The following is a 13,241-nucleotide window of genomic DNA, read 5'->3' on the forward strand; positions in this document are numbered from 1 at the left end:
ATAAATCAAGGGGCTTCGGCCCCTTTATTTATTTTTAATTTTGATTTTAATTTTTGAAGTATCTTTTACAACTTGCATGACTGGATAACTACGAGTCTCTTTTACCCCCGGCAATTGCCACAGCACCTGTCCCGCAATCCGTCTAAATTCTTCCATACTGCCACTTCGTAATTTAATTAAAAAATCAAAGCCACCGCTCACCATATGACATTCAACAATTTCTGGATAGTGAACCACAGCATCAATAAACTCATCTAAAACATTGGGTGTTGTTTTATCTAATAGCACCTCTACGAACACCAAAAAATTTGCATTTAACTTGATTGGATTCAATTTCGCTTCATATCCCAAAATGAAATCATCCTTTGTCAACTTCTGCACTCGAGCCATAACAGCAGTTGGCGACAAGTTAACAAGTTCGGCTAATTTACTATTAGAAATTCGCCCATCTGTTTGAAGAATATCCAAAATTTTTAAATCAGTACGGTCAAGGCTTAATATTGGGCCATTCATCTGAATTTTCCTCTAAAAAATGGGCTAAATATAGTGAGTTATTCGGTGTTTCTTCTGTAATGATAAATTATCTAAACCTCTCTACTCAAGATGAGTTTACGAGAGCTGGTTGACGGAAACTGATATGAACACAATGGATACTTTTCATCAAATGGATAAATCTCACCAAGGCTATATCACCGAATTTAACGATAAAAGTGAGTTTGAACAACGCATCAATACAGCTTGGCGACGTGCTGAACCAGAAGCTGTAGAAGAGCTATTACAAGCTGCCGCGGTATCTGATGATTTAGATCATAAAATTTATGACCTTGCTTTTAATCTTGCCAATAATTTACGTGAACGTAAGACCTCTTCGGGCAAAGCAGGTATTGTTCAAGGGTTATTACAAGAATTCTCTCTTTCTTCACAAGAAGGCGTGGCGCTTATGTGTCTTGCCGAAGCTTTGCTTCGTATTCCAGACTCAGCAACACGTGATTTGCTTATTCGAGATAAAATCAATCAAGGTAACTGGAAAGAACATGTTGGCCAAAGCAGCTTAATGTTTGTAAATGCTGCAGCATGGGGCCTCATGTTAACTGGTAAGCTCATGGAAACTCCTAAGCAAACCAGTCTTTCAAGTGTACTTACTGGCCTTTTAGCACGCAGTGGACGTGGCATCATTCGTAAAGCTGTTGACGTTGCAATGCGTATGATGGGTGAACAGTTTGTAACTGGTGAAACCATTGAAGAAGCTGTAGATCATGCGAAAGTACTCGAAGACAAAGGTTTCCGCTATTCTTACGATATGTTAGGTGAAGCAGCCTTAACCGAACATGATGCTGAACGCTACTTTAACGATTACACACAAGCCATTCATGCAATTGGTAAAGCATCTAATGGTAAAGGCGTTTATGATGGTCCGGGTATTTCAATTAAGCTTTCTGCTTTACACCCTCGCTATCAACGCGCGCAAATTGAACGTGTTCATCAAGAACTTTACGGCAAAGTATTTGAACTCGCTCGTTTGGCTAAAAAGTACAATATTGGCTTAAATATCGATGCCGAAGAATCAGAACGTTTAGAAATTTCTCTTGAGTTACTAGAACGTCTTTGCTTCGAGCCAGAACTTGCAAACTGGAAAGGTATTGGCTTCGTTATTCAAGCTTACCAAAAACGCTGTTTCTTCGTGGTTGATTATATTATTGACCTTGCTAAACGCAGCCAAAAGCGTCTCATGATTCGCCTTGTGAAAGGTGCATATTGGGATAGCGAAATTAAGAAAGCGCAAATCGAAGGTATGGATGACTACCCTGTCTTTACCCGTAAAGTACATACGGATTTATCTTATATCGCGTGTGCTAAAAAACTACTTGCAGCACCTGAGTTCATCTATCCGCAATTTGCAACTCATAATGCTCAAACATTGGCAACGATCTATCATTTAGCGGATCCAAGCAAATATTATGCTGGTCAATATGAATTCCAATGCTTACATGGCATGGGCGAACCGCTTTATGAACAAGTTGTTGGTCCACGTGAGCAAAATAAATTAGGCGTACCATGCCGTATTTATGCTCCTGTTGGTAACCATGAAACTTTGTTAGCTTATTTAGTTCGTCGTTTACTCGAAAATGGCGCGAATACTTCATTCGTTAACCGTATTGCCGATAAAACACTTAAAGTTGAAGATCTTATCCAGTCTCCAATTTATGATATTCGTCATGCAGCTAAGCTTGAAGGTTCAGTTGGTTTAAAACACCCATCTATTCCTCTACCTTTAGATATGTACGGAACACTTCGTAAAAACTCTAAAGGTTATGACTTAGCAAATGACACCCCACTTGCAGCTTTAGATAGCACAGCTCAAGAATTACGTAATCGTATTTGGCAAAGTCATCCATTATTGGCAAATAACGAGTCGTTAGAGCAAGGTCATTCTGTTGCAATTACAAACCCAGCACAAAATGATGAAATTGTTGGTTATGTGCAAGAAGCTGATCTTAAGCATGTTGAAATTGCGCTTAATGCAGCTGAACAAGCTCAATCAGAATGGTCAAATACGCCTAAAGAACAGCGTGCTCAATACTTAAAATGTGCAGCTGACCTAATGGAAAGTCGCATTCAAGAATTGATGGTTTTACTTTGCCGTGAAAGCGGGAAAACTTATGCCAATGCCATTGCAGAAGTTCGTGAAGCTGTAGATTTCCTACGTTACTACGCAACTCAAGTTGAGAATCTTCCTGCAAATACAGCTATTCAGCCTTTAGGTACTGTACTTTGTATTAGCCCGTGGAACTTCCCTCTTGCAATTTTCTCTGGTCAAATTGCTGCAGCATTAGTCAGTGGTAACTGCGTTATTGCTAAACCTGCTGAACAAACCCCATTAATCGCTGCTCAAGCCGTTCAGATTTTATGGGAAGCTGGTATTCCACATGGTGCTGTACAGCTACTTCCTGGCCGCGGTGAAACAGTAGGTGCTCAGCTTAGCCAAGATAGCCGTATCGATGGCATCATGTTTACTGGTTCAACTGAAGTTGCAAAAATTTTACAGAAAACCGTTGCGAAACGTTTATCTGAAAATGGTCAATCGATTCCTCTCATTGCAGAGACTGGCGGTCAAAATGCAATGATTGTGGATTCATCAGCATTAACTGAACAAGTCGTACTCGATGTTGTAAGTTCCGCTTTTGATAGCGCGGGTCAACGTTGCTCTGCTTTACGTATTTTATGTGTGCAAGAAGACAGCGCTGCAACCGTAATTAAAATGCTTAAAGGTGCAATGCAACAGTTAATTGTAGGTAACCCTGCAATTTTAAAAACTGACATTGGTCCTGTGATTGATGAAGAAGCAAAACGAACGATTGATCAACACATACAGAAAATGAAGTCGAAAGGCTATCCAGTACATCAGTTGATGTTCGGGGCAACAAGTCAGAATGAACTAGATAAAGGAACCTTTGTTGTACCAACAGCAATTGAACTCCCTAACCTTGATGACTTGCAACGCGAAGTTTTTGGTCCAGTTCTACACATCATTACCTATAAGTATGGCGAGCTTGAGCAGTTGATCTCACGTATTAATGCCAAAGGTTATGGTTTAACAATGGGTCTACATACCCGTATTGATGAAACCATTCAAACGGTCATTCAACATGCTGAAGTTGGTAACCTTTATATCAACCGTAATATTGTTGGTGCTGTCGTTGGTGTACAACCATTCGGTGGTGAAGGTTTATCTGGTACAGGCCCGAAAGCTGGTGGTCCGCTTTACATGTATCGCTTGATGCAGCAGTGTTCAAACAAAGTATTGGCAACACCATTTGCTATGAAGACTGAGCAAACTGCTTTTGAAGGCTTTAACCGTGAGGTTTATCAGAGCTTACAAAATTGGGCAAAACAACATTTACCACAAGCAAATCGCGAAATTGAACCATTTGGTGTTGGTAAATTTTATGAGTTACAAGGCCCTACTGGGGAAAGTAACCAATATATTATTTTGCCACGTCATCGTGTTCTTTCTATCGCTGATACAGAACAAAATCAGTTGCATCAGTTACTCGCAATTTTTGCAGTGGGTAGCCAAGCGGCCGTAATGCCAAATAGTCCGTTATTGGCAAAATACAAACAAACATTGCCAAAAGATGTGCTTGCTGCAATTACTACAGTTAAAAATATCGCATCAGATGATTTTGATGCAGTTTTACATCATGGTAATCGCGAAGAGATCTTCTCATTACAGCAAGAGATTGCTACTCGCTCTGGTGCAATTGTCGGTATTACCCATGTTGAACCAAATGAGGCTATTCCACTTGAGCGTTTAGTGATTGAACGTGCAATTAGTGTGAATACAGCTGCAGCTGGTGGTAACGCAAGCTTAATGACAATGACTGATTAATACCTAAGTTTCAAAAAAAGCCCAAATCTCAGTATTTGGGCTTTTTTATTTAATCGAGTAATCTATTCTTAAATATATAAACTTTATCAATTCGAGATTCGAATAATGGTCTTTTTAGAACCAGAAAAATATCAACAAAGATGCGCTCAACTTTTTAATTCATATCACAAAGCTATTTGCGCCCTTCTACCATTTGCCAAAATTGAGCATATTGGTTCTTCCGCTATACCGAATGCAATTTCAAAAGGTGATTTAGATATTTATATTGAAGTTATACCTGAGCAATTTGAATTCGCAATAGAACAATTAAAAACACTTAACTTTATCGAAAAACAAAACACATTAAGAACACATGAGCTTTGTATGCTCGAATCACTCAACAATGATGATGTAGCTTTTCAAATTGTAGTCACGGATTCAGTATTTACATTTTTCTTAACATTTAAAAATAAGCTTATAAGCTCACCCACATTGGTCAATGAATATAATCAATTAAAATTACAGTGTAGCCATTTAGACCCCGATCAATATAGAACAATAAAATCAGACTTTATTAATCGCGTTTTAAATCATCTCTAGTTTAGGTACCTCCTTTTCTCTTATGAATATCTGGTTAAAATTGGCTCCTGTAAGTTCAATTTTTTTGATACCATTCAATATTTGATTCTGTCTAAATTTTCTTTGTCTATGACCTCTTCTTATCGTCAACAACTTCAAGCTAAAATTGAACGCATTACTACTCAATTTTCTGAATTTACACCACCTACATTAGAAGTGTTTGAATCACCTGAACAACATTTCCGTATGCGTGCTGAATTTCGTATCTGGCATACAGAAAATGATATGTTCTATGCCATGTTTGAGCGTAACGATGACGACAAGCAAAAAACCGTTGTACGCATTGATGAGTTTCCAATTGCAGATCAAAGCATCAATGATTTAATGCCAAAACTCTTGGAAGAACTTAAGGCTGAGCCTAAGCTCTCTAACCGTTTATTTGAAGCTGACTTCCTCGCAACACTTAGCGGAGAAATGTTGGTTACCCTAATTTATCATCGTAAACTGGATCAAGAATGGGAACAAGCCGCTAAAGCGCTTGCCTATAAATTAGATATTAAGATTATGGGCCGTAGTCGTGGCCAGAAAATTGTTATTGGCGATGATTTCGTCGTTGAAGAATTCGAACTTTTAAATCGTTCATTTAAATATAAACAAATCGAAAGTAGCTTTACCCAACCTAATGCACAAGTTTGCAAAAAAATGCTGCAATGGGCATGCGATGCAGCTGAAGGATCAAAGAAACACTTATTAGAACTCTATTGTGGTAATGGTAATTTTACGCTTCCACTCTCTTTAAAGTTCGAACGAGTACTCGCGACTGAACTTGCAAAATCATCTGTTTATGCTGCTCAATGGAACATTGAACAAAACCAAATCGATAATATTCAAGTAGCACGTCTCTCGGCTGAAGAATTTACTCAAGCTTATCAAGGTGAGCGCGAATTCCGCCGTCTACAAGAAGCGAATATTGATATTCAAAGCTATGACTTTGACACCGTATTTGTAGATCCACCGCGTGCAGGAATTGATGATGAGACTTTAAAACTTCTACAAGGTTTTGAACATATTATCTACATTTCATGTAACCCTGACACGCTATATGAAAATTTAAAAACGCTCAGTCAAACTCATCGATTGACTAAATTCGCCTTATTTGATCAGTTCCCTTATACACATCATGTAGAATCTGGTGTTTTACTTGAGAAGATTTAAACAAAATCTTTCATTGTAAAGTTTTAAATAAGGAGGCTACATACCTCCTTATTTTTTAACGTTTTATTAGTTAAGTATTTAAATTTTCAAAAAATATCAAGTCATCTATTCGTCATAATTTCGTTTAACTCAAGCATTCCCATCGAAAATTCTCGAGTTCAAGTGGTGGATTTATCACTTATAGAGTCTTGTATTTTATTTTAAATTGGCTATATTTCGAGCTATGTTAGGTTGTATATGAAGGCTCTATGAGTTTTTGGCAAAAGCTGTTCTTGGCAGATCAACAGCATAACGAGCATAAAAACCAAACTGCTTGTGTTGAAAATGACTGCTCATGTAAAACTAATGAACAACTTCTAAGTGCACTTGCACAAGCAACAGATGAAGATGTCATTAAGGGAATTAAAAAAGTTCTTATTTCCCGTGGTTATAGCCGAAAAGAGTTAAATGAACTCACTCAAAAACCGTCTATTCATTAATTAAAAAGCCAGTCTTGTACTGGCTTTTTTATATTTCACTTTACTGCACAATTGGACTCATCTACCCAACCGACCATTGGTCCCATTTGAAATTGCTGATCGTTCCGATTGTTCTTTTGCATATATAAACTAGAAATAGAACCATCGAGATATAAAGCCTGCTCTACTTTAAGATTTCTTTGAAAAAACTTGGCAAAATTGTAAAAACTCACACGATTCTTAGATATTACAAAGTAGAGTTTATTATCTCGAATACCAACTCCATTACGAATTTTCTTTGATTGAGAGTCTGGTAAAAAAAGGGAATTTATCTTTCCATCAATAACTAACATTGGCCCAGATTGGGTTGCATAATCAACTTTCAAATTTTGTAGGCTATATTGTGGCGTAGTTAAAACAAAGGCCTGTTTTTTATTCCAAGCTACTACCCCATTCGGCTGTAAAAAGAAATTTCCCAATCCTTTATGCTCATTTAAGGGCTGAACTACCTTAGCTCGTTCAATATACAACCCTACTGGAGAAAATCCTAAATGAAACATCCCCGCATTCATTGCAAAGCTAAGCTGCTCACACTGCTTTAATTGTTCCTCAATATTGTTAAAGCTTTTATAGTATTGCTGATTATTAGGATTCTTTAAAAACAAGCGTAATGCTTTAAATTCGCTGATCGAGATCACATCGTATTGGTCACCTTCCACCGTTTTAATCTGCTGATGCGCTATAGCATATGCGGCCTGAAACAAAAGCCCATACAAAGCGAAGCACCCAACTACCCATTTCATTGAATAACACCTGACATGACATTTTTCCTTCATATTAAGTTCTTAAATTATATACAAGAAATATAAATAGATTGGATATGCATCAAATTCCTTCATTCGACGTAATCAATACACTGCAAATTGCTGATATTGGTTATAATGTTTAGCAGCTTTTCAATAAAAGCCATTTACACTTTATTGGATCAGCGTAAGCATGCAACAACTGAATAAACGCTACCCTTTAGGGGCTCACCTCATCGTAAAGCATCTCGGCTATAGCCATCATGGTATATATGCAGGGAGAGGTCGAGTTATCCATTATTCCGGCTTAGCTCATTTCATCAAAAAACGCCCGATTGAAATCACTTCAATAGATGCTTTCTCGCATGGCAAAAAAATACACGTCCGTTCTTATGACAAACCTCGTTATAAAGGAAAGATTGTTGTTCGCCGAATGCGTTCACGTATGCATGAAAATCACTATCATTTGATTATTAATAACTGTGAACATCTATGCAGTTGGGCAATTACGGGTATTGAAAGTAGCACTCAAGTTGAACGTATGATGCATCGTTTAACGACTATTGGCTATGTAAGCTCAATCATGAGTTATATGAATGGTATGATGTTGACCGTTGCAACTACATGTTTTGCTCTGGTTCTGTATATTAAAAAGAAACTACGTGATCAAGCAAAAAGAAAAGTTCCTACTTACCAGTTCTTAAGAGAAAAATCTCAGAAAAGAAATATCGATCCTTCAGCGCCTTTAGTATTTATAGATCCAGATAAAAAAGAGCCAATCTAAATAAAAAAGCCCTCATATTTGAGGGCTTTTTAGAAAACTTATAGCTTATTTTTTAGCTGCATTAGCAGCAGTTGCTTCAGTGGTAATGTTTACAGTGATCTTATCGCCAACATTAGGCACATAACTTCCTAAACCAAAGTCAGAACGCTTGAATGAAGTTGTCGCATTAAAACCAATTGCTGGAACTTTAGCCATTGGATGCTCGCCTTGCTTGTTTAAAACAGCGTCAAGTACAACTGGCTTAGTTACGCCTTTAACAGTTAAGTCACCAGTAATTTTAAAGTGCTTTTTGTCTTTGGTTTCAACTTTAGTACTTTTAAACGTAATATTTGGATATTTAGCAGCATTAAACCAAGCTTCTTCTTGGAACTCTTTATCTAAAGCAGGTACGTTTGTATTTACACTGCTTAAAGGAATAGTCACATTTACAGATGAGTTTGCTGGTTTAGCATTATCAACTTTAATTACACCTTGGATATCCGAGAAGTTAGCGCTTGGAGTAGAGAAACCAAAGTGATTCCATGAGAAAACAGTAGCTGTATGTGTTGGGTCAATTTTGTAGTCTACTGGTGCAGCTAAAGTAACTGAACTAGCCAATGCTACTGCCAAACCGAAGCTTAATGTTTTAAGATGCATTTTTCGTATCCTTTATTGATATAGTCGTTAGTGTATACATCAAGTAATTTAATTCACCATTCTTTATAAAACGATATGTTTCATCCATGCAACAATAAAAGCGTTACAGTTGTTATTCAAAAACAATATTATAAAGTTTAGATATTCTTCTATTCGAAGCTTCAGATTTATTAATTTTTATTACGATTTTATTGATGAATAACAAGGTAAAACATGGTTAATACAGCCCAAGCACAAAGTACTTCTACCCCATATCGAGTAACTCTTACCGATCCTTCAGGTCATCAATGGTTTGCAGATGAACCAACTGATAAAGGTGGACAAGATACAGCTCCGAACCCGGTTCAGCTTTTATTATCCGCTTTAGGAGCTTGTACCACCATTACTTTAGAAATGTATGCGAATCTTAAAGGTATTAAGCTTGAGCATGTTCAAGTGGATTTAGCATTAAACCCTAATGGCGAACCTGAAAAAGGCCAAAATAATATTGAACGAAAAATTACACTCAAAGGTGAATTTACTGAAGACCAGCATAAGCGATTACTAAAAGTTGCAGAGAATTGCCCTATTCATAAGTTATTAACTTCTCAAATTAATATCCAAACAGAACTCACTATTTAACTTCTCAAATAAAAAAGCGCTCTATCTAGAGCGCTTTTTTACACTACTTTAATATTTAAGCAGTTAATTCTTTTACAGCTGCAACAACAGCTTCAGTCGTAATACCAAAGAATTGGAACAAATCTTTTGCTGGTGCAGACTCACCATAAGTTGTCATACCAATTACTTTGCCATCAAGACCAACAAACTTCCACCAGTAGTCAACATGAGCTGCTTCAACAGCAACACGCGCACGGATATGAGCTGGTAATACTGCTTCACGGTATGCCGCATCTTGCTTCATAAACTCTTCTGCACATGGCATAGAAACTACACGCACACCTTCAAGTTGTGCATAAGCTTCCATTGCTAAAGAAATTTCAGAACCTGTTGCAATAATAATCGCTTTTAATTCGCCTTTTTCTTGAGCAAGTACATAACCACCTTTTGCAGCGTTTTGAATTTGCTCTTCAGAACGTGTTTGGAATGGTAAGTTTTGACGAGAGAAAATAAGTGCTGTAGGACCATCTTTGCGTTCTAGAGCAGATTTCCAAGCAATTGCAGTTTCTACAGTATCCGCAGGGCGCCATGTATTTAAGTTAGGTGTACCACGTAATGAAGCAATTTGTTCAATCGGTTGGTGAGTTGGACCATCTTCACCCAGACCAATTGAGTCATGTGTATAAACATGAATTACACGTTGTTTCATTAATGCAGACATACGTACTGCATTACGTGCATATTCCATAAACATTAAGAATGTTGCAACGTAAGGAACGAAACCACCATGCAATGCAACGCCATTAGCGATCGCAGTCATACCAAATTCACGTACGCCATAGTAGACATAGTTACCAGCTGGGTTTTCTTGAACACCTTGGCAACCTTTCCAAAGTGTTAAGTTAGAACCTGCTAAATCAGCAGAACCACCTAACAATTCAGGTAATAAAGGACCAAATGCTTGTAATGTATTTTGGCTTGCTTTACGAGTTGCAATTGTCTCGCCTTTCGCATTTGTTTCACGAATGAAAGCATCTGCTTGCGCTGCAAATTCTGCTGGTAAGTCACCACTGATACGACGAAGTAACTCAGCCGCTTCAGTTGGATATTTTGCTTGATATTGTGCAAATACCGCATTCCAAGCTGCTTCAGATTCACTACCTTTTGCTTTTGCATCCCATGCAGCATATACGTCAGCAGGTATAACAAATGCTTCTTCGTTCCAACCTAATGCTTCACGAGTTAAAGTAATCTCATCTTTACCTAATGGCGCACCATGACAGTCTTCTTTACCCTGCTTATTTGGTGAACCTAAACCAATAATCGTTTTACACATAATGATTGTTGGTTTTTGAGTTTCAGCTTTTGCTTCAATTGTCGCTTGACGAATCGCATCGGCATCATGACCATCTACACGAAGAACTTGCCAACCATAGGCTTTGAAACGCTCTTCTGTATCGTCGCTGAACCAGCCTTCTACTTCACCATCAATTGAAATGCCATTATCATCATAATAAGCAATCAATTTACCAAGTTGTAATGTGCCAGCTAAAGAACATACTTCGTGAGAAATACCTTCCATTAAGCAGCCATCACCTAAGAAACAGTAAGTGAAATGGTCAACAACTTTTAAATCATCTTTATTAAATTGAGCAGCCAATGTTTTTTCTGCTAAAGCAAAACCAACAGCATTAGCAATACCTTGACCTAAAGGACCAGTTGTCGTCTCTACACCCGGTGCATAGCCATATTCAGGATGACCAGGAGTTCTAGAATGCAATTGACGGAACTGTTTTAAATCTTCAATTGAAAGATCATAACCTGTTAAATGAAGCAAAGCGTATTGCAACATTGAGCCATGGCCATTTGATAAAACGAAACGGTCACGGTTTACCCATTGTGGATTTGTTGGGTTGTGATTTAAAAACTCACGCCAGACGACGTCAGCAATATCTGCCATCCCCATTGGAGCACCTGGATGCCCTGAGTTTGCTTGTTGCACAGCATCCATTGCCAATACACGAATTGCATTTGCAATACGACGTTCGTTTAAAGGGGTCGTCATAGATCAGAATCCAATTTTAATAGATTGATGAAAAGAAGAAGATGAATAACCATTCAATGCCGCTATATTGTCTTAAAAAAAAGGCTTAGGGTAAACCCCAACACGGTATATTTCTTTATTTTTAACCGTTTCTTGGTTACACAAAAAACATTTGAATCTTTAAGTTATACAAAACAGTGTTCATTTTTCTGCACAACGACTAAATATAAAAGCATTTATCTGGTTAGCTTTTGATATATAGATAAAATAGTTAGCCAATCTTGTATGTGTTGATCATGTTTCTTTACTTTAAAATTCAAATTCTAATATTTAAGATTTTTATTAAGTTATATGTTTAAAAAACACACTAGCAACAAGTTGTTAAAATATAAATACTTTAAATTAAAGCTTTCTATATCAATTTTGCTAATACACTTATCAATTAAAACACACTATAAATGAAATAAATTCATGCTTTTTAGTCAGTATGAACTGGTCCTCAAGCTCAAGTCGATGTAACATATTATGTCTTTTGAAATAACCAAGATAGGACTTTCATGCGCGAGTACGCTGTTTTTACCTCGGAATCTGTAAGCGAAGGTCATCCCGATAAAATGGCCGACCAAATTAGCGACGCTATTTTGGATGCAATCTTAAAAGAAGACCCATACGCACGTGTTGCTTGTGAAACACTGGTAAAAACAGGCGCTGTTGTACTTGCTGGTGAAGTAACAACGACTGCTAATATTGATGTTGAAGCTGTTGTTCGTAATACTGTTAACGGTATTGGTTATCACCACTCTGATCTTGGCTTTGATGGATCAACGTGTGCTGTAATCAATATGATTGGTAAACAATCACCTGAAATTGCTCAAGGCGTAGACCGTCAAAAACCAGAAGATCAAGGTGCTGGTGACCAAGGCCTAATGTTCGGTTATGCAAGCCGTGAAACAGACGTGCTTATGCCTGCGCCGATTTCTTATGCTCACCGCTTAATGGAGCGTCAAGCTGAACTTCGCCGTTCTGGTGCCCTGCCATGGTTACGCCCAGATGCAAAAAGCCAAGTTACTTTTGCCTATGAAAATGGCAAGCCTGTACGTCTAGATGCTGTTGTTTTATCTACTCAGCACGATCCTGAAATTTCTCAAAGCCAGCTTAAAGAAGCAGTTATTGAAGAAATTATCAAACCGATCATCCCTGCTGAAATGTTCCATGCAGCTACTAAGTTCCATATTAACCCAACAGGTATGTTCGTTATTGGCGGCCCTGTAGGTGACTGTGGTTTAACAGGTCGTAAAATTATTGTTGATACATACGGCGGTATGGCTCGTCACGGCGGTGGTGCTTTCTCTGGTAAAGATCCATCTAAAGTTGACCGTTCTGCTGCTTATGCTGGTCGTTATGTTGCAAAAAATATTGTAGCTGCTGGTCTTGCTGACAAATGTGAAATTCAAGTGAGTTACGCAATTGGTGTAGCAGAACCTACTTCGATTTCAATTAATACCTTTGGTACAGCAAAAGTTTCTGATGAGTTGATTATTCAACTTGTACGTGATCATTTCGATTTAAGACCGTTTGGTATTACTCGTATGTTGGATCTTCTTCAACCAATGTACAAACAAACTGCGGCTTATGGTCACTTTGGTCGCGAAGGTTCTGACTCTGCATTTACTTGGGAAAAAACTGATAAAGTTGATGCCCTTAAAGATGCTGCTGGCCTCTAAAATAAAATCATAAAAAAGCGCCACTCGTA

Annotated in this window: 11 protein-coding genes; 7 read left to right on the forward strand and 4 right to left on the reverse strand. The window is 37.8% G+C overall.

Annotated elements, in window-relative coordinates; genetic code table 11:
* Positions 1-24: 24 nt before the first annotated feature.
* Positions 25-513, reverse strand: coding sequence for an Lrp/AsnC ligand binding domain-containing protein (locus HMPREF0013_RS08005; RefSeq protein WP_002121376.1), 489 nt, complete (start codon positions 511-513; stop codon positions 25-27).
* A gap of 124 nt (positions 514-637) precedes the next feature.
* Here HMPREF0013_RS08005 and putA point away from each other — a divergent pair, with 124 nt between their 5' ends.
* From putA to HMPREF0013_RS08025, 4 genes are all read left to right on the forward strand, one after another.
* Positions 638-4,390 (forward strand): trifunctional transcriptional regulator/proline dehydrogenase/L-glutamate gamma-semialdehyde dehydrogenase, encoded by a 3,753-nt coding sequence (putA, locus tag HMPREF0013_RS08010; protein WP_002121411.1) that lies wholly within the window; start codon positions 638-640, stop codon positions 4,388-4,390.
* A 105-nt stretch (positions 4,391-4,495) separates the two neighbouring features.
* Positions 4,496-4,969, forward strand: coding sequence for a GrpB family protein (locus tag HMPREF0013_RS08015; protein ID WP_005076305.1), 474 nt, complete (start codon positions 4,496-4,498; stop codon positions 4,967-4,969).
* Between the two features lie 108 nt (positions 4,970-5,077).
* Positions 5,078-6,163: a tRNA (uridine(54)-C5)-methyltransferase TrmA gene (gene trmA / locus HMPREF0013_RS08020; RefSeq protein ID WP_002121354.1), complete on the forward strand. Its 1,086-nt coding sequence runs from the start codon at positions 5,078-5,080 to the stop codon at positions 6,161-6,163.
* Positions 6,164-6,411: 248 nt separating this feature from the next.
* On the forward strand, positions 6,412-6,642 hold the full coding sequence (locus HMPREF0013_RS08025; RefSeq protein ID WP_000011679.1) for a hypothetical protein: 231 nt from the start codon (positions 6,412-6,414) through the stop codon (positions 6,640-6,642).
* A gap of 35 nt (positions 6,643-6,677) precedes the next feature.
* Here HMPREF0013_RS08025 and HMPREF0013_RS08030 read toward each other — a convergent pair whose 3' ends face one another.
* Positions 6,678-7,424 (reverse strand): phosphodiester glycosidase family protein, encoded by a 747-nt coding sequence (locus HMPREF0013_RS08030; protein ID WP_002121469.1) that lies wholly within the window; start codon positions 7,422-7,424, stop codon positions 6,678-6,680.
* Between the two features lie 193 nt (positions 7,425-7,617).
* On the opposite strand from HMPREF0013_RS08030, the gene HMPREF0013_RS08035 reads away from it, so the two are divergent.
* Positions 7,618-8,208 carry a lecithin retinol acyltransferase family protein gene (locus HMPREF0013_RS08035; protein WP_002121452.1) on the forward strand — a complete coding sequence of 197 codons (591 nt, stop codon included), beginning with the start codon at positions 7,618-7,620 and terminating at the stop codon, positions 8,206-8,208.
* A 45-nt stretch (positions 8,209-8,253) separates the two neighbouring features.
* Here the strand turns inward: HMPREF0013_RS08035 and HMPREF0013_RS08040 are convergent, their stop codons facing one another.
* Entirely contained in the window at positions 8,254-8,844 is a 591-nt protein-coding gene (locus HMPREF0013_RS08040) for a YceI family protein (protein WP_002121395.1), read from the reverse strand.
* Positions 8,845-9,057: 213 nt separating this feature from the next.
* On the opposite strand from HMPREF0013_RS08040, the gene HMPREF0013_RS08045 reads away from it, so the two are divergent.
* Positions 9,058-9,465, forward strand: coding sequence for an OsmC family protein (locus HMPREF0013_RS08045; RefSeq protein ID WP_002121367.1), 408 nt, complete (start codon positions 9,058-9,060; stop codon positions 9,463-9,465).
* Positions 9,466-9,520: 55 nt separating this feature from the next.
* On the opposite strand, the gene tkt is transcribed toward HMPREF0013_RS08045, so the two are convergent.
* On the reverse strand, positions 9,521-11,509 hold the full coding sequence (gene tkt / locus HMPREF0013_RS08050) for a transketolase (protein ID WP_002121390.1): 1,989 nt from the start codon (positions 11,507-11,509) through the stop codon (positions 9,521-9,523).
* Between the two features lie 536 nt (positions 11,510-12,045).
* On the opposite strand from tkt, the gene metK reads away from it, so the two are divergent.
* On the forward strand, positions 12,046-13,212 hold the full coding sequence (metK, locus tag HMPREF0013_RS08055; RefSeq protein WP_005069601.1) for a methionine adenosyltransferase: 1,167 nt from the start codon (positions 12,046-12,048) through the stop codon (positions 13,210-13,212).
* Positions 13,213-13,241 lie beyond the last annotated feature (29 nt).

The sequence above is a fragment of the Acinetobacter sp. SH024 genome (genome assembly GCF_000163635.1).
Lineage (GTDB): Bacteria > Pseudomonadota > Gammaproteobacteria > Pseudomonadales > Moraxellaceae > Acinetobacter > Acinetobacter pittii.